Source organism: Azospirillum formosense (genome assembly GCF_013340925.1).
GTDB lineage: Bacteria > Pseudomonadota > Alphaproteobacteria > Azospirillales > Azospirillaceae > Azospirillum > Azospirillum formosense.
The window spans coordinates 1-19,159 of record NZ_WHOR01000044.1; the positions used below are offsets into that span (position 1 = coordinate 1).

General features: G+C 68.2%; 16 protein-coding genes and 2 tRNA genes. 11 read left to right on the plus strand and 7 right to left on the minus strand.

Annotated elements, in window-relative coordinates; genetic code table 11:
* Positions 1-98 precede the first annotated feature (98 nt).
* Both GBZ26_RS08535 and GBZ26_RS08540 read left to right on the plus strand, forming a co-directional pair.
* Positions 99-2,141: a serine/threonine-protein kinase gene (locus tag GBZ26_RS08535; RefSeq protein ID WP_174438473.1), complete on the plus strand. Its 2,043-nt coding sequence runs from the start codon at positions 99-101 to the stop codon at positions 2,139-2,141.
* Positions 2,142-2,174: 33 nt separating this feature from the next.
* The gene (locus tag GBZ26_RS08540) at positions 2,175-2,702 is read left to right on the plus strand and encodes a hypothetical protein (protein ID WP_109069600.1); all 528 of its coding nucleotides are present in this window, start codon (positions 2,175-2,177) and stop codon (positions 2,700-2,702) included.
* Positions 2,703-2,742: 40 nt separating this feature from the next.
* Here the strand turns inward: GBZ26_RS08540 and rpoH are convergent, their stop codons facing one another.
* Both rpoH and GBZ26_RS08550 read right to left on the minus strand, forming a co-directional pair.
* Positions 2,743-3,627: an RNA polymerase sigma factor RpoH gene (rpoH, locus tag GBZ26_RS08545; protein ID WP_014240868.1), complete on the minus strand. Its 885-nt coding sequence runs from the start codon at positions 3,625-3,627 to the stop codon at positions 2,743-2,745.
* A gap of 183 nt (positions 3,628-3,810) precedes the next feature.
* Complete coding sequence (locus GBZ26_RS08550) at positions 3,811-4,863, minus strand: RluA family pseudouridine synthase (RefSeq protein ID WP_174438474.1); 1,053 nt, start codon at positions 4,861-4,863, stop codon at positions 3,811-3,813.
* 46 nt (positions 4,864-4,909) lie between these two features.
* Here GBZ26_RS08550 and GBZ26_RS08555 point away from each other — a divergent pair, with 46 nt between their 5' ends.
* The 4 genes from GBZ26_RS08555 to GBZ26_RS08570 all read left to right on the plus strand — a co-directional run bounded on the left by GBZ26_RS08555 (position 4,910) and on the right by GBZ26_RS08570 (position 6,555).
* The gene (locus GBZ26_RS08555) at positions 4,910-5,236 is read left to right on the plus strand and encodes a hypothetical protein (protein ID WP_174438475.1); all 327 of its coding nucleotides are present in this window, start codon (positions 4,910-4,912) and stop codon (positions 5,234-5,236) included.
* Positions 5,233-6,297, plus strand: a complete 1,065-nt coding sequence (locus GBZ26_RS08560) for a threonine aldolase family protein (RefSeq protein ID WP_174438476.1) — start codon at positions 5,233-5,235, stop codon at positions 6,295-6,297. Before GBZ26_RS08555 ends, GBZ26_RS08560 begins: the two co-directional genes overlap by 4 nt.
* A 68-nt stretch (positions 6,298-6,365) precedes the next feature.
* Positions 6,366-6,441 (plus strand) — tRNA-Glu (locus GBZ26_RS08565).
* A 38-nt stretch (positions 6,442-6,479) separates the two neighbouring features.
* Positions 6,480-6,555 (plus strand) — tRNA-Glu (locus GBZ26_RS08570).
* A gap of 91 nt (positions 6,556-6,646) precedes the next feature.
* On the opposite strand, the gene GBZ26_RS08575 is transcribed toward GBZ26_RS08570, so the two are convergent.
* Complete coding sequence (locus GBZ26_RS08575; protein ID WP_246653627.1) at positions 6,647-7,600, minus strand: transglycosylase SLT domain-containing protein; 954 nt, start codon at positions 7,598-7,600, stop codon at positions 6,647-6,649.
* A 693-nt stretch (positions 7,601-8,293) separates the two neighbouring features.
* Here GBZ26_RS08575 and GBZ26_RS08580 point away from each other — a divergent pair.
* Positions 8,294-8,998: a sigma-70 family RNA polymerase sigma factor gene (locus GBZ26_RS08580; RefSeq protein ID WP_174438477.1), complete on the plus strand. Its 705-nt coding sequence runs from the start codon at positions 8,294-8,296 to the stop codon at positions 8,996-8,998.
* 215 nt (positions 8,999-9,213) lie between these two features.
* Here the strand turns inward: GBZ26_RS08580 and GBZ26_RS08585 are convergent, their stop codons facing one another.
* Positions 9,214-9,378: a DUF1328 domain-containing protein gene (locus tag GBZ26_RS08585; protein WP_035674837.1), complete on the minus strand. Its 165-nt coding sequence runs from the start codon at positions 9,376-9,378 to the stop codon at positions 9,214-9,216.
* Positions 9,379-9,708: 330 nt separating this feature from the next.
* On the opposite strand from GBZ26_RS08585, the gene GBZ26_RS08590 reads away from it, so the two are divergent.
* Entirely contained in the window at positions 9,709-10,335 is a 627-nt protein-coding gene (locus tag GBZ26_RS08590; protein ID WP_174438478.1) for a hypothetical protein, read from the plus strand.
* An 18-nt stretch (positions 10,336-10,353) separates the two neighbouring features.
* Here the strand turns inward: GBZ26_RS08590 and GBZ26_RS08595 are convergent, their stop codons facing one another.
* The 3 genes from GBZ26_RS08595 to tldD form a co-directional block, all read right to left on the minus strand.
* Positions 10,354-12,429 (minus strand): YjbH domain-containing protein, encoded by a 2,076-nt coding sequence (locus GBZ26_RS08595; protein ID WP_174438479.1) that lies wholly within the window; start codon positions 12,427-12,429, stop codon positions 10,354-10,356.
* Positions 12,430-12,549: 120 nt separating this feature from the next.
* Complete coding sequence (locus GBZ26_RS08600; protein WP_174438480.1) at positions 12,550-13,074, minus strand: ACT domain-containing protein; 525 nt, start codon at positions 13,072-13,074, stop codon at positions 12,550-12,552.
* A 42-nt stretch (positions 13,075-13,116) separates the two neighbouring features.
* Entirely contained in the window at positions 13,117-14,550 is a 1,434-nt protein-coding gene (gene tldD / locus GBZ26_RS08605; protein ID WP_014240857.1) for a metalloprotease TldD, read from the minus strand.
* Positions 14,551-14,719: 169 nt separating this feature from the next.
* Between tldD and GBZ26_RS08610 the strand changes: the two genes are divergently transcribed.
* From GBZ26_RS08610 to ctaD, 3 genes are all read left to right on the plus strand, one after another.
* Positions 14,720-16,081, plus strand: a complete 1,362-nt coding sequence (locus GBZ26_RS08610; protein WP_174438481.1) for a DUF3422 family protein — start codon at positions 14,720-14,722, stop codon at positions 16,079-16,081.
* A 484-nt stretch (positions 16,082-16,565) separates the two neighbouring features.
* A complete protein-coding gene (gene coxB, locus GBZ26_RS08615; RefSeq protein ID WP_119508965.1) occupies positions 16,566-17,426 on the plus strand; it encodes a cytochrome c oxidase subunit II in 861 nt (286 codons plus the stop codon).
* A gap of 66 nt (positions 17,427-17,492) precedes the next feature.
* The gene (gene ctaD, locus GBZ26_RS08620; protein WP_137103207.1) at positions 17,493-19,106 is read left to right on the plus strand and encodes a cytochrome c oxidase subunit I; all 1,614 of its coding nucleotides are present in this window, start codon (positions 17,493-17,495) and stop codon (positions 19,104-19,106) included.
* The last annotated feature ends 53 nt before the right edge of the window (positions 19,107-19,159 follow it).

Consider the following 19,159-nt stretch of genomic DNA (forward strand, 5'->3'; position numbering starts at 1 on the left):
GCCCGATGCGACCACTTCCCCCCGCGTTAACAATTTGTTTGCCCTTTTCGAGCGACTAAGGCTGGCACACGCTCGCAGGCTCCGGGGATTCGAACGCCATGCCATCCGATGCCATGACCGCAGCCGCCGCGGATCGGATGATGGCGAACGCCGAGCCGGTCAAGCTGGCCGAGCGGTACGAAATCCACCCCAGCGCGCCTCTCGCCGCGCTCAACGCCATCGGCGGCAACGCCTACACGGCCAAGCCGCTGCGTGACAAGCGGTCCGAAGCCTTCGCCATCATCGGCCACGGCGCCACGCTGGCCCGCACCGACATCGCCGCCACCGTCGCAAGCCTCGACAACCAGGCCCACATGCGCCTGCTCGACTGGGGCATGGTGGACTGGCCGGCGAGCCAGGGGCGCCGCCTCTGCATGATCTTCGAGCGTCCGGCGGGCAAGCGGCTGATGAACAGCCTGACCGAGGCCGCGGACCCGATCCCCGAAGACCATCTGACCCGCCAGATCATCCATCCGCTGGTCGCGGCGCTGAAGGAACTGTCGAGCCGCGGCGTGGTCCATGGCGCGATCCGCCCGACCAACCTCTACTACCGCGATCTGGCCTCCAGCAGCCTGATGCTGGGCGAATGCCTGTCCACCCCGCCCGGCTACGGCCAGTCGGTCCTGCTGGAGACGGTGGAACGCGGCATGGCCTCGCCCGCCGGGCGCGGCACCGGCACCATGGCCGACGACCTCTACTCGCTGGGCGTCACGCTGCTGCTCCTGCTGCTGGGACGCAACCCGGTGGGGGCGGCGGAGGACGAGGCGATCCTCCAGGCGAAGATCGAGCGCGGGTCCTACCCGGCGCTGGTCGGCCAGATGCGCCTGCCGCTGGCCATCAGCGAGGTGATCCGCGGCCTGCTGGTGGACGATCCCAAGCAGCGCTGGACGCTCCAGGACCTCGACCTCTGGGTCGCCGGCCGCCGCCTCAGCCCGAAGCAGCCGCAGGTGCCGCGCCGCGCCGCCAGGCCGCTGGAGTTCCAGGGACAGGATTACTGGCATTGCCGCACGCTGGCCCGCGCCTTCGCCCGCCATGTGGCGCCCGCCGCCACGATCATCGAGGGCGGCGAGCTGGACAAGTGGCTGCGCCGCTCCATGGGCGACGACGCGCGGGCGGAGGCGGTGGCGAACGCGGTGCAGACCGCCTCGACCACCGGCAAGGGCGGCAGCATGGCCGAGCGGCTGGTGTCGCGGGTCTGCATGGCGCTGGACCCCGCGGCGCCCATCCGCTACCGCGGCAAGGCGATGATGCCCGACGGCATCGGCACCATGCTGGCCGACGCCTTCCTGCGCGGCGAGTCGCCGCAACCGTCGGCGGAAGTCCTGGCGAACCAGCTTCCCATGTTCTGGGTGAGCGTGCAGAGCGACTTCAAGCCGGAGTTCGTGCCGATGGTGCAGAACTTCGACCAGGTTCGCGGTTTGCTGGACCGTACCGGCCATGGTCTGGGGGTGGAGCGCGTTCTCTACGAGATGAACCCCACCATGCCCTGCATCAGCCCGCTGGTGGCCAAGCAGATGCCGACCACACCGGCGGAGCTGCTGCGCGCGCTCGACTGGACGGGGGCGGGGAGCGAGCGGCACAAGGACCCCATCGACCGCCACATCGCCGCCTTCCTGGCGGTGCGGCACCGGCGGACCGACGAGATGCTCTACACCCAGCTCGGCTCCAGCATCGAGCCGATGCGCCGGGTGATCGCCATGCTGACCATCCTGGCCGACGTCCAGGCGCGCACCGGCACCGACTCGCTGTCGCACCTCGCCGCCTGGGTGGTGTCGCTGCTCGATCCGGCCTTCCGCCGCTTCCACAGCCGGCCGCACCAGGACAACGTGCGCAAGCTGGCCGACTCCGCGGCCCACAACGGGCGGCTCGGCGATCTGCTGAAGATCGTCGACGACCCGGAGGCGTTGCGCCGCGACAAGCTGGAGTTCGAGGCCGGCCAGATCGCCTACCGCGAGGCCGACGCCGAGATCAACAAGCTGCGGCAGAGCATCGGCGACCGGAACAGCATCATCGAATCGTCCGGGCGGCAGGTGGCGGCCATCGTGTCGAGCCTGCTGTCGACGATTCTGGTCGGCGGCATCATCCTCTTCTTCGCCTTCTGACGGCGGCCTTCAAACCAAGGATCGGGTGCACCCATGGCGCGCGGCGGCAAGAGCGGCGGGAAGAAAAAGAAGCGCAAGGGCAGCATGCTGACGCTGATCCTGCTGATCATCCCGGCGGGTCTGGTGGTGCTGCCCACCTCGATCCTGTTCGGCATCGGCATGATCCCGACCATCGTCGCCTACGTCACCGACCGCGATCCCGAGAAATCGGCGCCGATCACCGTCGGCGGGCTGAATTTCTGCGGCTGCATGCCCTACGCCATCGAGCTGTGGAAGCACAACCACACCATCGGCGCGGCCGGGAAGATCTTCATGGACCCGCTGGCCTGGCTGGTGATGTACGGCGCGGCGGCGATCGGCTGGGCGCTCTATTTCGGGATTCCGCCGATGGTGGCGAACTTCGAGGTGATGCGCGCCGAGAAGCGGGTGAGCGCGCTGAAGGACGTGAAGGTCGGCCTCGTCCAGGAATGGGGGCCGGAGGTCGCCGGCGACCTGTTCGACGAGGCGGGCGGCCTCTCGCCGGACGAGCAGGACCAACTGGCCGAACCCGCGGGGGCGTGAGGGCCGCCCCCGCCCGCCATGGGCGGACGGGGGCAAAGGCTCAGCCGGCCAGCTTCTGCTCCACCGCGGCGTTGCGGATGGCCTTCTGAAGCTTCTCAAAGGCGCGCACCTCGATCTGGCGGACGCGCTCGCGGCTGATGCCGTACTTCTGCGACAGGTCCTCAAGCGTGGTGGGGTTGTCGCGCAGGCGGCGCTCCACCAGGATGTCGCGCTCGCGCTCGTTCAGGTTCTCCATGGCGGCGGTCAGCAGCTTGCGCCGCTTGCCCAACTCCTCGTTCTCGGCGAGGGAGATTTCCTGGTTCGCCGTCTCGTCGACCAGCCAGTCCTGCCACTCGCCCTCGCTGTCGGCGCGCAGCGGCGCGTTCAGCGAATGGTCGGGCGCGCTGAGGCGACGGTTCATGTTGACGACGTCCTGCTCCGGCACGTCGAGGGTCGTGGCGACGTGGCGCACCTGCTCGGGCGACATGTCGCCCTCCTCGATGGCCTGCATCTGGCCCTTCAGGCGGCGCAGGTTGAAGAACAGCTTCTTCTGGGCCGCCGTGGTGCCCATCTTCACCAGCGACCAGCTGTGCAGGATGTATTCCTGGATAGCGGCGCGAATCCACCACATGGCGTAGGTCGCCAGCCGGAAGCCGCGGTCGGGGTCGAAACGCTTCACCGCCTGCATCATGCCCACGTTGCCCTCGGAGATCAGCTCCGACAGCGGCAGGCCGTAGCCGCGGTAGCCCATGGCGATCTTCGCCACGAGCCGCAGATGGCTGGTCACCAGCTTGTGCGCGGCGTCCGAATCCTCGATCTCCTGCCAGCGCTTGGCCAGCATGTACTCCTCCTCCGCCGCGAGCATGGGGAACTTGCGGATTTCCTGGAGGTAGCGCGAGAGGTTGCTTTCGGAACTGATGACCGGAACGCTGGATATCGTCGCCATGTTGGACCCTCTCCGACGGCTGTTCTTCGTGCCTTCTCACGGGCACACGGCCGCTCACTGTTCTGCGCCGCCTCGCCGTCCGCTTGCCCGTTCGATCCGCCGGGGATGGTCCCGGATGCAAGCGTGAGCGTTGGTGGCTGTTGACGCGAAGAATAACCGACTTCTGCGCGCGGGTATAGTGGATTACAGGGATTCTAAGAAATCTGACAAATCTTTAATATCCGTGGGTAGCGGCGCCTGGAAGCAGACCGTCTCGCCTGTTGCGGGGTGGCGGAAGGTCAATCCCACGGCGTGCAACGCCTGCCGTGGAAAGCCAACAAACCGGTCGCGATGGGGTTCCGGCAGGGCTGAGGCGTGCTTGCCGCCGGCGCGTCCGGCACGCCCCTTGCCGTAGAGCGGGTCGCCCACGATGGGGTGGCCGATGTGCGCCATGTGCACGCGGATCTGGTGGGTGCGCCCGGTCTCCAGCGTGCATTCGACCAGCGCCAGCGCCGTGCCGAAGGAGCGGACGACGCGGTAGCGGGTGGCCGCGTGCTTGCCGCCGCCGGTGACCACGGCCATCTTCTTGCGGTCGGTGCCGCTGCGTCCGATGTTGCCCTCGATCCGCCCCTCGCGGGGGGAGGGGACGCCCCAGACGAGCGCCTGGTAGGTGCGGCTGAGCGTGCGGCCGGAGAACTGCTCCGTCAGCGCGTGGTGCGCGCGGTCGTTCTTGGCGACGACCATCAGGCCGCTGGTGTCCTTGTCGAGCCGGTGGACGATTCCCGGACGCCGCACGCCGCCGATCCCCGACAGGCTGTCGCCGCAATGGGCGAGCAGGGCGTTGACCAGCGTGCCGTCCGGATTGCCGGCGGCGGGATGGACCACCATGCCCGCGGGCTTGTCGATCACCAACACGTCCTCATCCTCGTAGACCACGTCCAGGGGTATGTCCTGGGCCTCGGGCTGTGCAGGTTCAGCTTCGGGGATGAAAACGTCGAAAGTTTGTCCGGGCTTGACCTTCACCGACGGGTCCGTGACCGTCCGTCCGTTGCCGTCCTGCACGCAGCCCTGGTCCAGCAACGCCTGAACGCGCGACCGCGACAGGCCGGGAAGCCCCGTCGCCAGGGCCTTGTCGAGCCGCTGGCCGCCGGCGCCGTCCGGAACGGTCCAGCGCTGCCGCGCGCCTTCGCCGGTTTCACCGTCCTGCGTTCCGGTGTATTCGTCCTCATCGTCGTCGATTTCGGTGCGTTCGGGCATCGTTCGGCAAAACTCCTCACATTCGCGCGAGAGTGGACCCCAAACCGTGCAGTTCCTCAAGGCACTCATCGTCATCATGGGCGTGATGATCATCGCCGGCTTCGCGTTCCTCGGCGTCGAACTCTACAAGCGCATCAGCGATCCGGAGCGCCGGGCCGCCATGGATGCCGAGCGGGCAACCGCTGCCGCCGGCCGGACGGAAGACGTTGCGCTGGGCCTGCCGGCGGGCGCGCGCCTGGGCGACCCGGTGGCGGTGGGCAACCGCGTCGTCTTCCGCGTCACCATACCGGACGCCGCGGACCGCCTCTATGTGATGGACCCGCGCACCGGCGCCATCGCCGTGACCGTCACCGCCGGAGCCGCCGCGCCATGACCGACGCCATCCTGACCACCCCCTTCCTGTACGACTTCCGCAGCGACAATGTGGCCGGCGCGGCGCCGGAGGTGGTCAACGCTCTGGCCGCGGCCGCGGTCGGGTCCGCCGACCCCTATGGGCAGGACCCGCTGACCGCCGGCGTCACCCGCCGCCTGTCGGCCCTCTTCGAGGCCGAGGTGACGGTGTTCCCGGTCGCCACCGGGACGGCGGCCAACGCGCTGGCCCTGTCGGCCCTCGTCCCGCCCTACGGCGCGGTCTACTGCCACCAGGAAAGCCACATCCACGTCGACGAGTGCGGCGCACCGGAGATGGCCACCGGCGGGGCCAAGCTGGTGCCGTTGGCCGGGCAGGGCGGCAAGCTGACCCCCGCCGCCCTGACCGAGGCGCTGGCCGGGGCGGGCATCGGCGTGGCGCACCGGGTGCAGCCCGCCGCCCTCAGCCTGACCCAGGCGACGGAGGCCGGGACGGTCTACCGGCCGCAGGAGGTGGCGGCCCTGTCCGACGTCGCCCACGCCCATGGCATGGCGGTGCACATGGACGGCGCCCGTTTCGCCAACGCGGTGGCCCGGCTGGGCTGCGCCCCGGCGGAGGTGACCTGGAAGGCCGGGGTGGACGTGCTGTCGCTGGGCGGCACAAAGGGCGGCTGCCTTGCCGCGGAGGCCGTGGTGTTCTTCAACCCGGCGCTGGCCGAGGACTTCGGCTTCCTGCGCAAGCGGGCCGGGCATCTGGTGTCCAAGGGCCGCTTCCTGTCGGCGCAACTCGACGCCTGGCTGGCCGACGACCTCTGGCTGCGGCTGGCCCGCCACGCCAACGCCATGGCCGACCGGCTGTCGCAGGGCCTCGCCGCGCTGCCGGGAGCGGAACTGGCCCATCCGGTGGAGGCCAACGAGGTCTTCGTGCGACTGCCCGCCGCGGTGGCCGACGGGCTGGAGGCGGCGGGCTACCGCTTCTACCGCTGGGAGGGCGATCTGCTGCGTCTGGTCACCGCCTTCGACACGCCGCAGGCCGTCGTGAACTCTTTTCTGAAAATCGCCAAAGATCTGTCAGAAAAGGCTTGATCGGGCAGGGTGGGTTCGCTAAAAACCCGCCACGCCGACGACGCCACGTCGTCAGACGACGAAAGACTGTCCCCTTCGTCTAGAGGCCTAGGACACCGCCCTCTCACGGCGGTAACAGGGGTTCGAATCCCCTAGGGGACGCCACTTTCGTTCGGCTGGCAACCGAGCATCGCCCGATGAAGGTCCCCTTCGTCTAGAGGCCTAGGACACCGCCCTCTCACGGCGGTAACAGGGGTTCGAATCCCCTAGGGGACGCCATCCTTTCCGGCATCAACGATCCACGGCCCGCCTTTTCGGCGGGCCGTCGTCGTTTCGGCCCGCCAGCAGGCGGGCCGTCGTCGTTTTGGCATTACCGTTTTGTGCCGCTTGAGCGGGTGGACGTGCTCAGCTCGGCGACCTCCTCCTGCTTGGCGGCGGGCAGGCCGGCGGAGCGCACCACGCTGGAATCGTGGGGATGGACGCGGCGCGGGTAGACGCTGTGGACCTTGACCACATAGTCCTGCGTCTCGCGGTAGGGCGGGACGCCCTTGTACTGGACCACAGCCCCTTCGCCCGCGTTGTAGCCGGCCAGCGCCAAGGTCACGTTGCCATCGAAATAGGCCAGCAGCCAGCGCAGATACTTCATGCCGCCGCGCAGGTTCTGCTCGGGGTCGAAGGGCTTGGTCACGCCGAAGCGCTCCGCCGTCTCGGGGATGAGCTGCATCAGCCCCATGGCGTTCTTCTCCGACACCACATCCACGCGGTAACCGGATTCCACGGCGATCACCGCCAGCACCAGATCCGGGTCGAGCCCATAGCTGGGGGCCATCTTGGTGACCATGGTGCGGATTTCCTTGGGCGGCATGCGGATCACGCCCCAGCGCACGCTCGGCGGTTCGCAGCGGTCGGGTGCCTTGCCCGCCGCTCCCTTGCCGGCTGAGCTCTTGCCTGGGGCGCTGGCCGGCTTGACCAACCGCGCCGCGTCGTCGTTGCCCAGCAGGGCGGCGCGGCGCAGCCAGGAGCGGCCAAGCTCCTCGTCCTTCGACACCGCGCCGCGCCCGGCCATGTGCATGCGCCCGGCGCGGTAGGCCGCCTCGGCGTAGTCCTGGCGGGCCGCCCGGCAGTAGAGGGAGAGGGCCATCCGCTCGTCCCGGTTCACGCCTTTGCCGACCTCGTAGCGCATGGCCAGCTCGTACTGGGCGCGCGGGCTGCCCTTGCCGGCGAGCGCCTCCAGCGCGCGGATCGTGCGCTCGGTCGAGCTTTGAAAAGCCGGGGGCTGGGCCGCCGCCGTCTGGACGGACGCCTCCTGGGCTGCCGCCGGCAAGGCCGTCAGAAAGGACGCGATCAGCCCGCCGGCGGCCAGAGCCGCCGCGCGTTTGACCGCCTTGACGCGCCTTTCGCCGATTGGTGAAACCGGCCGGTCTTTTGGCGTATGCGGGAAGATCGATGCGCTAGCGCCAACGTCCGGCTGTCCGCGAAAGACGTAATGCGATATGGTTCCGGCTAAGAGAGGAAGCGGAACACAATGAAATAAGACTTCCGCTAAGGGACGGAAACGCCGCCTATACAGAGAAGAAGAACCGCTGGCAGCGGACCTGCGGATGGATGAATGAACGAATTCATCGTTGGCCATAGACATGGCTATCCCGCAAAGGAGATTTGAGGTCGGTTGGTGAAAGCCAGCCGGCCTTTTCCTTTTGAGCAAAGTCATGAAGCCTCCCGTATGTCCGGAGACGATACCTCATCCCCGAGCGAATGCTACGGGAGCAATCGGACGAACCATGGCATTTAGGGGTAATCTCGCCAAATTGTTAAGGGGCTTAGCCTTTTTCCCAACTGGCAGCCCCTGTGGCGCGCCATTACGTACTGATGGACCGACGATTGTCGTTGGAGAATCCGGTTATGCCCCGCGCGCATTCGGCGCAAGGCGGGGGCCGGAGCGATGGTTCGGGTGTTCTCAGACGCGCCCGGAATGATCGGGACATCTTTCGGTACACAGGGAGGCAGCGTTCCACCGATGGCGAACCACGTCGCGAGTTCCTTGCGCCGTCCGGCAAGCGGCCCCGCGCCGCTTGACCCCGTCGCCCTCAAGCCGGTGATGGGAAGCCGCCGTGCGGACGAGGACGAGTTGAACGTTGCGGTCGAAGCCGAGGGCGTCGTCGATGCCGACGATCCGGCCGCCGACGATGCGGCTGAGGTGCCTCCGGCGCCGTTGGCCCCCCCCGATCCGGCGATCATCGCTCAGATCGAGGCGGAGATTCCTCGCCTGCGCCGGTTCGCCCGTGCCATGGTGCGGGACGCCACGCTGGCCGACGACCTCGTCCAGGAATGCCTGGAGCGCGCCTTGTCGCGCCTGCATCTCTGGCGGCCGGGCAGCAACCTGCGCGCCTGGCTCTTCACCATACTGCGCAATCTGCACATCAACGGCATCCGTCGCCGGCAGGCGGTCGTCGACATCGACGGGGAAGGGCAGGCGGCGATCGGCGCCGCCCATGGCGGGCAGTTCGTCCGGCTGGAACTGCGCGACCTGAAGCGCGCGCTCGGCCTTTTGCCGACCGAACAGCGCGAGGTGGTCCTGTTGATCGGGCTGGAGGGCATCTCCTACGGGGAAGCCGCCGATATCCTCGGCATCTCGATCGGCACCGTGAAGTCGCGCCTGTCACGCGGGCGCCGCGCTCTGCGCCAACTCATGGAAGGGCACAGCCCGACCGACGACGATTGATCCGTCCCCTCGGCAAGCCGCGTTGCTTATCCGCTCGCAGCAGACCGCACAGAAAGACCGGCAGCGCTCGGGATGGAGCGTTGCCGGTCAGGTGCGAGGCTAACATCGAGAGGCTTTGGGGGTACTCGCGAGTCCAACCATTCGAAACGTGAAAGGCCGGACACGGGCGCGTTGCGGGAAACGCCCGCCCGGACGGTTCCGGGCGGGTGCTGGGTCTAGCGGCGCCTGACCAGGCCCAGAATCAAACTTGCCGCGAACAGGATAAGGAAGAGGAAGAACAGAATTTGCGCAATGCCCGAAGAGGCTGACGCAATTCCGCCGAAACCGAGTGCGCCGGCGATCAGCGCGATTACGAAGAAAACAAGTGCCCAATAGAGCATCCTAACCTCCCTCGCTCGGTCCGAAGCGCGTTACGGCTCGTCCGGCGCGCAGTCTGTTGAACGTCCTACTCTGTGAAGAGCGTGTCAGTATTGTGCAGAACACCGCGCCGATCTGAAAGGTTCCCGGACTCCGCTCCGGTAAAGAGCTTTTTTTGGGTAGGGTCGGTTCCAAAAGGAGGAGGGGTTTCCCGATAACGCTGGCTTGACCGCAACAATCGCCGGTGAACGCTGTTGTCGGGGTCGCCAGCCTGCTTGGTTCCGGCCGGGCGGGCGAAAAGGCGCAGCACCGCTCCGCCGGTGCGAGACGCCGTATCGAGAGAAGAGGATGCCATGAACGCCAAACTGTCCCTCGCCGTTCTCGCCGCGACACTGGCCGCCGCCCCCGCCGCGATGGCCCAAACCTATCAGAACAACGCGCCGCAGGTCCCTTACGAGCGTTCCAGCCCCTCGGGCCTGCCGACCACCAGCCCGCAGGTGGAAAGCCTGCCCGGCGAGCGGCCCGACCCGTGGAGCGACCGGACCCAGAACCGGATGCCGGACGGCCGCATGCCCGACCGTGTGACCAGTGGCAGCGCTGAATCCACCGTCGGGTCCGGCGCCGCGGGCACCTATGGCAGCACCGGTACCTATGGGGCGCCCGGCACCTACGGTTCAACCGGCACCATGAACTCCATGCCCAACAGCGGCGCGATGGGGACCACCGGCTCCATGCAGGGCAACCGGCAGGTCATCATGAACGTCGATCCGAACACCGCCCAGCGCGCCGAGCGCGGCCAGAACCGCAAGGAGCTGATGCAGACCTCGCTGCTGAACTACTTCAGCGCCGCCGGCTTCACCTCCGTCCGCGACTTCCGCAAGCAGGGTGAGAACTATGTTGCGGAGGCCCAGTCGGCCAACGGCACCTGGAGCACCGTGCTGCTCGACACCAAAACCGGGACGATCTCCGAAATGCGCTGATCCCCGGCCCGCCGTGGTTCATTCCATCAGCCGCGGCCATGATCCGGCCAGCCGGCCGTAACCCGCCGCGACCGACGCATCGTACAGGGGCAATGGCTGGCGCAGCCGTTGCCCCGCGTCGCGTCCGAGGGTGCGCACCGCCGTCGCCAGCCGCCCGTCCGGCGGCCAGGAGCCTCCGGGCCCGAAGGGCACCGTCAGCGCGATTCCCTGCTCCAGCCGCCCGCCGTAGCGGCTCTGCTCGCCCTCCGGCCCCTCGGTCCAGGTGACTTGGGCGGACAGGCGGATGCCGCCGTCGAAGGCGCGCATCCCCTCGACCGTGCCGCCCCAATCCCCGCCGAGATACCGGCCCAGCCGCAGCACGCCCGTGGTGGCGGCCCCCGGCCCCTCCCAATAGAGGCTCGCGTGGCCGGTGTTCCGCCCGCTTTCCGGGGCAAGGCGCAGCACGTCGTCGGGCGGATGCTTCCAGACGCGGTTGAGGTCCAGCCCGAACGCCCAGCGCGCCGTCAGGGGACGGTACAGCGCCTCAGCACTCCCACCGCCGAACATCTCCTCGAAATGGCCGACGGAGAGGCGCGTGCTCCAGCTCTCGGACGGCGTGGCCAGCCACGCCGCGTACAACCGCTCGACCGCGGCGATGCGGTCGGCGTAGCGCGGCAGGTCGCTGCGCACCGGATCCGCCGCCGGGATGGCGTTGGTGTCGAGGAGGTGGAGGTTGTGGCTGACGTTCACCCGCAGCCCGCCGCTGAGGACCAGCCCGCGCAGCGGTTCCGCGGTCAGCACGGTGTCGCCGTAAGTCCGCTGCACCAGCGGGGCGCTCTGTTCGAACAGGCTGGCTTCCAGGGTCGGGGTGACGGTCAGGGCGAGCCGCGCTGGCCAGCCCGGGGGAGGGCCGGCGGAGCGTTCCACCTGGGCTGTCCGCCAGATTTCCTCGGGACTGCCGCGCTTGCCGGCCGCCTGCTCCACGGCGCGGCGCGACAGGGTGACCGCGGTGCCGTCCAGTCCGGCGGCACCGGTGACGATCGTCAGCCATTCGACCTCCGGCGGGGCGCCGTCGGCCAGCAGGCGGGCGGCGCGACCCACCTCCCGCGCCAGCGGAGCGGTCCCGGCGCCCGCCGGGTCCAGCCAGAGAGCGGCACGGTCGCCGTCGACCAACGCGGTGCGGGCGGGCAGCCGGTGAAGCCGGGCCAGGGCCGCGATGTCCGGGGCGGGCAGGGCGGCGTCCAGGGCGGCAGGGCGGGCACCGACCGTGGGCGGCGGCGTGCGTGGGGCGGTATTGCCGTCCTCCCGCGGGTCGAAGCGGGCGGCGAGGCGCAGCATGGCGCGCGATCCCTGTTCGATGCCGGCGCCCAGTTCCAGCCAGTTCCAGGGACGGTAGGCCAGACCGGCGTTCAGCGGTAGGCCGGGCCGGAAGTTCGGGTCATCCTGCTGCTGGGCGCGGAAGCTGTCGGCGCTGTATTCCAGCTTGACGCTGAGCCCATCCAACGGCGTGTGCCACTCGACGCCTCCGAACAGGGCCGCGCGGTCCCCGGTGAACCATGCCTCCGGCCCACGCGATGAGGCGTCGGCGGGGTCGCGGTCGCGCTTGAAACGCCCGCCGAGGAAGCGCAGCGGGTTGCGGACATGCCCGTGATCGCCGAGCCCGCCCCAGCCGATGCCCAGGCTGAGGTCGACATCCCACCAGCGGCGCGAGGCGACCAGATATTCTCCCGCGAAACGGCCCTTGCCCGGCAGGTCCAGCCCGCTGCCGGTGACATCCCGCCCGCCGACCGCCAGCGCCGGCCACCAGGGTCCCTCGCGCAGCAGGCGCAGCTTGGCGTCCACCCCCGGCTCGCTGAGACCGTGCCAGCTCGGGTAGGTGCTGTCGCGCAGCGTGACCTCCAGGCTCGGCAGAAGCTGCGCCCCGGCAAAGAGATGACGGTGCAGACCACCGAGAGCGGTCAAGCCGGCGGTGACGGTGCCGTCCGGAAGGCCGCGTGCCGTCGGTGTTTGAAGCAACCCGACGGTTCCCCAGTCGGACAGGGTCGCTTCAAGCCCCTCCGTGCGAGCGGGCAGGGCGGCGAAGGACAGCGCCAAGACGAGGAAAACGCGGTTCACGCCATGGTGGATATTGTCGGGAGGAATTCCCGATCCATGACATTTTCATGCGTATGAATGCAACCCTTATCCGTCTCCCCGGAGGAGGGAGGGGACAAGCGGGCTGATGCACGAGAAGCGTTACAGCGCCTCGGCGACGCAGGTCAGGCCCATCGTCTCGGCGGTGTTGGCGACGGTGGACAGGCAGGTGCCGGAGCGCTCCGGCGGGATCGAGACGGCGAAGCGGATGACGTAGCGTCCGCCCTCCCGCTCCGGCAGGGTCTGGGCGTCGAGCCGGACGATGTTCGCTTCGAACTGGGTGAAGATTTCCGACAAACGGGCGATCAGACCGGGCTGGTCGCCGCCCGACACCTCCACCCGGTGGGTGATGCGGGCGAGCGGGCCGGGGTTGGGATCGAAGTCGAAGGGCGTGACCTTGATCTGGGCGCCGGCCAACTCGGGAAGGCTGGCCAGCCCCTCCTGAACCTCCCCGACCGGGACACCGTCGGGAAGCTCGCAAACCGCCGAGAACTCCGCCCCGGACCCCATCACCGCGAAGGTCGCGTCGCGCAGGTTGGCCCCCAGCCCGAACAGATGGCCGGTAACCGCGGAAACGAGACCGACGCGGTCGGGACAGAAGGTGGAAACCAGCGCGAGGGACGACACGGGCGGAACCTCCGATGCAGGAAAGGAAAGCGGTGGCGGTGATCAGGCCGCCGTGCCGCCCACGGTCAGGCCGTCCAGGCGCAGGGTCGGCTGGCCGACGCCCACGGGAACGCCCTGGCCGTCCTTGCCGCAGGTGCCGACGCCGGGGTCGAGCTTCGTGTCGTTGCCGATCATCGACACGCGGGTCAGGCTGTCCGGGCCGTTGCCGATCAGCGTCGCGCCCTTCACCGCCGGGCCGAGCTTGCCGTCCTCGATCAGATAGGCCTCGTTGGCGGAGAAGACGAACTTGCCGCTGGTGATGTCCACCTGCCCGCCGCCGAAGTTCTTGGCGTAGAGGCCCTTCTTGACCGACTTGATGATCTCCTCCGGCTCGTAGGCGCCGGGGCGCATCACGGTGTTGGTCATGCGCGGCATGGGGTGGCAGGCGAAGCTCTGGCGGCGCCCGTTGCCGGTCGGGCGCATTCCCATCAGCCGGGCGTTCATGCGGTCCTGCATGTAGCCGACCAGGATGCCGTCCTCGATCAGCGTCGTGCACTGGCCGGGGGTGCCCTCGTCGTCGACGGTGATCGAGCCGCGGCTGTTCTCGATGGTGCCGTCGTCCACGATGGTCACGCCGGGGGCGGCGATGCGCTGGCCCATCAGCCCGGCGAAGGCCGAGGTCTTCTTGCGGTTGAAGTCGCCCTCCAGCCCGTGGCCGATGGCCTCGTGCAGCAGGATGCCCGGCCAGCCGTTGCCGAGAACGACGGTCATCTCGCCCGCCGGGGCCGGAACGGAGGACAGGTTGACCAGCGCGGAGCGCAGCGCCTCGTCCACGAAGGCCCGCCACGTCTCCGGCTGCATGTAATGCTCGTAGGTGACGCGCCCGCCGCCGCCGTGGCCGCCCGTTTCCATGCGGTCGCCCTCGGCCACCACGACGGAGACGTTCAGCCGGACCAGCGGGCGCAGGTCGGCGACCCGCACGCCGTCGGCGCGGATGATCTGCACCGCCTGCCACTCGCCGCTGATCGAGCAGGAGACCTGCCGCACCCGCGGGTCCTTGGCGCGGGCGTAGGCGTCGATCTCCGCCAGCAGCTTCACCTTCGCCTCGAAGGGTACCAGGGGCAGGGGGTTGTCCGGGATGTAGAGCGCGCGGTTGGTGCCGGCGGGCGGCTCGGCGAAGGTACCGGCGTGCCCGGCCTGGACGGCGCGCACCGTCGCGGCGGCGCGCCGGATGGCGTCCTCGGACAGGCTGGAGGCGTGGGCGAAGCCGGTCGCCTCGTCGGCGATGGCGCGCAGGCCGAAGCCCTGGGTGGTGTCGAAGCTGGCCGCCTTCAGCTTGCCGTCGTCCCAGCCCAGCGATTCGCTCTGCGAATATTCGAGATACAGTTCGCCGTCGTCCGCCCCCCGCAGCGCGTCGGCCACCACCCCCTCGACACGGGAACGGTCCAGGCCGGCGCGGTTGAAGAACAGATCGTCGGTGACGGCAAGCGCGCTCATGGGGACTCCGGGGTATCGGTCTATCGTAGGACAACGATGCGGCACCGGCGCTCTCGCACCCGCACGCGCGATGTGGTCTAAGATCAGACTTATAGTGTGGCGACGGGCGGACCATCCGGCAAGGCTCGTCGTCCATGGGCGGAAGGGGCTTGGAAGGGGAATGGCCGCGATGACCGACGACGCGCTGGCGATGGGCCGAACCGGCAACGGGGACGCCGGGCGCTCCCTGGCCCACCCCCTGAAGAACCACGCTCTGCGCGTGACCCTGACCAACGAGGTGCACACCCGCCCGCCGGAGGTGCTGTCGACCCCGGTGCGCGCCACCATGCTGGCGATGCTGTCGGGAGAAGGCGCGTCGGAGGCCGACCGGCTGCATCTGGAAAAGCTGTGCGACTGGGCCGGCGTGCCGCGCCCACCCGCCGGGGCCACCCATTACAGCGGCTCCTTCGGCAGCTTCCGCCTGAAGTGGGAGCGGCACACCGAATTCTCCACCTGGACCGTCTTCCGTCCCAACGCCGTGTCCCCGGCGAACGTGTTGGTCGATCCCTTCCTGGACCCGGCGCTGAACGCGGTGCCCAAGGAATGGCTGGCCGGGCTCCCGGGCGAGTTGATGGTCGGCGTCCATGTCGCCGTCCTCGACGCCGAATCGCCGGAGCCCTCGGCCAACATGCTGGCGGCGATGTTCGGCTCGCCGAGCTACATCGGGACGCGCATCTCCGGTCGGGCGGCGACGGCCTGGACCGACTTCCGCATCCATGGCGACGGCTTCTCGCGCATCCTGATCGCCGACCACGCGATGACGGCCAACCAGGCGGGCCGCGTCGTGCAGCGCTTGCTGGAGATCGAGACCTACCGGGTGATGGCGCTGCTGGCGCTGCCGGTGGCGCGCGGCGTGCTGCCGCGCATCGGCCCGATCGAGGCCGATCTGGCCGACCTGACCACCCGCATCGCCACCCTGCGCGGGCTGGACGACGAGCGGGAACTGCTCGACCGGCTGACCCTGCTGGCCGCCCAGACCGAGCAGATCGCGGCGGAGACCGCCTACCGCTTCGGCGCGGCGCGGGCCTATTACAACCTCGTGGAAAAGCGCATCGTCGAGCTGCGCGAGATCCGCATCGAAGGACTGCCCACGGTGGGCGAGTTCATGGACCGCCGCCTCGCCCCGGCAATCCGCACCTGCGAGGCGGTGGAATCGCGTCTGCAGGCGCTGTCCCAGCGCGTGGCCCGCGCCAGCGACCTGCTGCGCACCCGCGTGGAGATCGCCGTGGAAGGGCAGAACGCCGAGCTTCTCCTCTCCATGGACAAGCGGGCGCAGTTGCAGCTCCGCCTGCAGGAGACGGTGGAGGGGCTGTCGGTGGTGGCGATCAGCTACTACCTCGTCGGCATCGTCGGCTACGCCGCGAAGGGCGTGAAGGGACTCGGGATGAAGGTCGATCCCGACCTGCTCGTCGGGCTGATGATTCCCATTGTCATCGCCTTCGTCTGGTCCGGCGTGCGCCGAATCCGCAAGGTCATCACCAGCGGGCACTGACGGCCGCGGAGCTTTTCCGTTCTAACACGGTGGTGGGGTACCGCAGCGCAAACGGCGGCCGGACGGCGCCGTCCGCGCAAGGTCGCTTGCGTCCCACACCAGGGACGTGCAAGCCTAAAAACTTGATTTTCCGAGACAATTCGCTGTACCATCAAACTGCGACAGCTTGTCGCAGTGCGAAGCCGATACGGAAGCTCAACTTCTGTTCTGATGCGGGCTTGAAATCGGCATTGCGCCTATGTCCTTCGTGTAGGGACGCCTGACTTGTACCCAAGCGCAGTGCAGGGTTAAGCTCGCGCTGCGGGGATCGTGCCGCCCACAAACGGCACGATCCCTGCATAGACCGGCACCGTCGCAACGCCCGGACGCGCAACCGCCCGACAGGGGTGGAACGCACCAGGGGAAACAGGGGCGAAGACGGGTCCGGCGGGAAGGGACGACCGCCGTCCGCGACCGCGGGCGGCGGGCAACGAAGAGGGTGGGGATGAAGACGCAGACCCTGAACGCTGCCGTTCTGGCGGCGCTGACATCTTTGTGTGGATTTGCCGCGACCGGTTCCGCCGCCGAACCCCACCCCTGGCAATTGGGGCTTCAGGAGGCGGCCACACCGGTCAAACACGCCATGGACTCGTTTCACGACCTGCTGACGGTGATCATCGTCGCCATCGTCATTTTCGTGGCGGGGCTGCTGGGCTGGGTGGCGCTGCGCTTCAACGCCAAGAAGAACGCCGTGCCGTCCACGACCTCGCACCACACGGTGCTGGAGATCGCCTGGACGGTCATTCCGGTCATCATCCTGATCGTCATCGCGGTTCCGTCCTTCAAGCTGCTCTACCAGGCGGAGCGGGTGCCGGAGTCGGAGATGACCATCAAGGTCACCGGGCGGCAGTGGTACTGGGACTACGAGTATCCCGACCACGGCAACATCGCCTTCTCCAGCTACATGATTCAGGAGTCGGAGCTGAAGCCCGGCCAGAAGCGCCTGCTGGAGGTCGACAACCGCGTGATCCTGCCGGTCGGCACGACCGTGCGCGTGCTGGTCACCGCGGGCGACGTCATCCATTCCTGGGCGGTGCCGAGCTTCGGCGTGAAGAAGGACGCCGTGCCGGGCCGCGCCAACGAGACCTGGGTGCGGATCGAGAAGGAAGGCGTCTATTACGGCCAGTGTTCCGAGATCTGCGGCGTGAACCACGCCTTCATGCCGATCGCGGTCGAGGCCGTCTCGAAGGAGGCCTTCAACCAGTGGGTCGAGAAGGCCAAGACCGCTTACGGGACCCCCGACACCAAGCGTGACGTCGCCCAAATTCCATCTGCTGGGCTGCCGTCCGCCGGGGCCGTCCAGTAAGCCTCATGCTTTGGATGCAGCGGCACCTCAAAGAAAAATCATTCCGCCGACGCGAGGGTTAGAGACATGGCAAACGCCAATCCGGGGGAAGCGCAGGGACACGGCCACGGGCATGACCATGACCATCACATGCCGGGCTTTGTCGAGCGTTGGTTCTTCTCCACGAACCACAAGGACATCGGAACGCTCTACCTGATCTTCTCGGTGATCGCCGGGCTGATCGGCGGGTTGTTCTCGGTCATCATGCGGCTGGAACTCCAGTCGCCGGGTCTGCAATTCGTCAGCGACGGGCAGGTCTGGAACGTGCTGATCACCGCGCACGGCCTGATCATGGTGTTCTTCGTGGTGATGCCGGCGCTGATCGGCGGCTTCGGCAACTGGTTCGTGCCGCTGATGATCGGCGCGCCCGACATGGCCTTTCCGCGGCTGAACAACATCAGCTTCTGGCTGATCGTCCCGGCCTTCCTGCTGCTGCTGGGCTCCGCCTTCGTGGGGCAGGGGGCCGGCACCGGCTGGACGATCTACCCGCCGCTGTCCTCGCCGCTGGGCCACAGCGGGCCGTCGGTGGACATGGCGATCTTCGCGCTCCACCTCGCCGGCGCCTCGTCGATCCTGGGCGCGGTGAACTTCATCACCACCATCTTCAACATGCGCGCGCCGGGCATGACGCTGCACAAGATGCCGCTGTTCGTCTGGGCGATGCTGGTGACGGCCTTCCTGCTGCTGCTGGCCGTGCCGGTTCTGGGCGGCGCCATCACCATGCTGCTGACCGACCGCAACTTCGGCACCAGCTTCTTCAACCCGGAGGGCGGCGGCGACCCGATCCTGTTCCAGCACCTGTTCTGGTTCTTCGGCCACCCCGAAGTCTACATCATGATCCTGCCGGCCTTCGGCATCATCAGCCATATCGTCTCGACCTTCTCGCACAAGCCGGTCTTCGGTTACCTGGGCATGGCCTACGCGATGGTCGCCATCGGCGTGGTCGGCTTCGTGGTGTGGGCGCACCACATGTACACGGTGGGCCTGGACGTCGACACCAAGGCCTACTTCACCGCCGCCACGATGATCATCGCGGTGCCGACGGGCGTGAAGATCTTCTCCTGGATCGCCACCATGTGGGGCGGGTCGATCGAGTTCCGGGTGCCGATGCTGTGGGCACTCGGCTTCATCTTCCTGTTCACGGTCGGCGGCGTGACCGGCGTGGTGCTGGCCAACGGCGGCATGGACATCGTGCTGCACGACACCTACTACGTCGTCGCGCACTTCCACTACGTGCTGTCGCTGGGCGCGGTCTTCTCGATCTTCGCCGGCTGGTACTACTGGATCGGCAAGATGTCGGGGCGCCAGTATCCGGAGTTCTGGGGCAAGGTTCACTTCTGGACGACCTTCATCGGCGTGAACCTGGTCTTCTTCCCGCAGCATTTCCTGGGTCTGGCCGGCATGCCGCGCCGCATCCCGGACTATCCGGACGCCTACGCCGGCTGGAACATGGTCTCGTCCTTCGGCGCCTATCTCTCTTTTGCGTCCACGCTTCTCTTCGTGTGGATCGCTTACAAGACCCTGCGCAGCGGCGAGAAGGTCGAGGCCGCCTATTGGGGGCCGCAGGCCGGCACGCTGGAGTGGACCGTGAGTTCGCCCCCGCCGTTCCACGCCTTCGAGACGCTGCCGCAGGTGAAGTGACGTATCGTTCGTGACCATGACGCCGGGGGAGCCTGGGAGGCTCCTTCCGGCCA

What these genes read in the sequence shown, in the direction of transcription:
- GBZ26_RS08535 (WP_174438473.1), top strand. Translation starts at nt 99, where the DNA reads ATGCCATCCGATGCCATGACCGCAGCCGCCGCGGATCGGATGATGGCG.
- GBZ26_RS08540 (WP_109069600.1), top strand. Translation starts at nt 2,175, where the DNA reads ATGGCGCGCGGCGGCAAGAGCGGCGGGAAGAAAAAGAAGCGCAAGGGC.
- rpoH (WP_014240868.1), bottom strand. Translation starts at nt 3,627, where the DNA reads ATGGCGACGATATCCAGCGTTCCGGTCATCAGTTCCGAAAGCAACCTC.
- GBZ26_RS08550 (WP_174438474.1), bottom strand. Translation starts at nt 4,863, where the DNA reads ATGCCCGAACGCACCGAAATCGACGACGATGAGGACGAATACACCGGA.
- GBZ26_RS08560 (WP_174438476.1), top strand. Translation starts at nt 5,233, where the DNA reads ATGACCGACGCCATCCTGACCACCCCCTTCCTGTACGACTTCCGCAGC.
- GBZ26_RS08580 (WP_174438477.1), top strand. Translation starts at nt 8,294, where the DNA reads ATGGCGAACCACGTCGCGAGTTCCTTGCGCCGTCCGGCAAGCGGCCCC.
- GBZ26_RS08585 (WP_035674837.1), bottom strand. Translation starts at nt 9,378, where the DNA reads ATGCTCTATTGGGCACTTGTTTTCTTCGTAATCGCGCTGATCGCCGGC.
- GBZ26_RS08590 (WP_174438478.1), top strand. Translation starts at nt 9,709, where the DNA reads ATGAACGCCAAACTGTCCCTCGCCGTTCTCGCCGCGACACTGGCCGCC.
- tldD (WP_014240857.1), bottom strand. Translation starts at nt 14,550, where the DNA reads ATGAGCGCGCTTGCCGTCACCGACGATCTGTTCTTCAACCGCGCCGGC.
- GBZ26_RS08610 (WP_174438481.1), top strand. Translation starts at nt 14,720, where the DNA reads ATGACCGACGACGCGCTGGCGATGGGCCGAACCGGCAACGGGGACGCC.
- coxB (WP_119508965.1), top strand. Translation starts at nt 16,566, where the DNA reads ATGAAGACGCAGACCCTGAACGCTGCCGTTCTGGCGGCGCTGACATCT.
- ctaD (WP_137103207.1), top strand. Translation starts at nt 17,493, where the DNA reads ATGGCAAACGCCAATCCGGGGGAAGCGCAGGGACACGGCCACGGGCAT.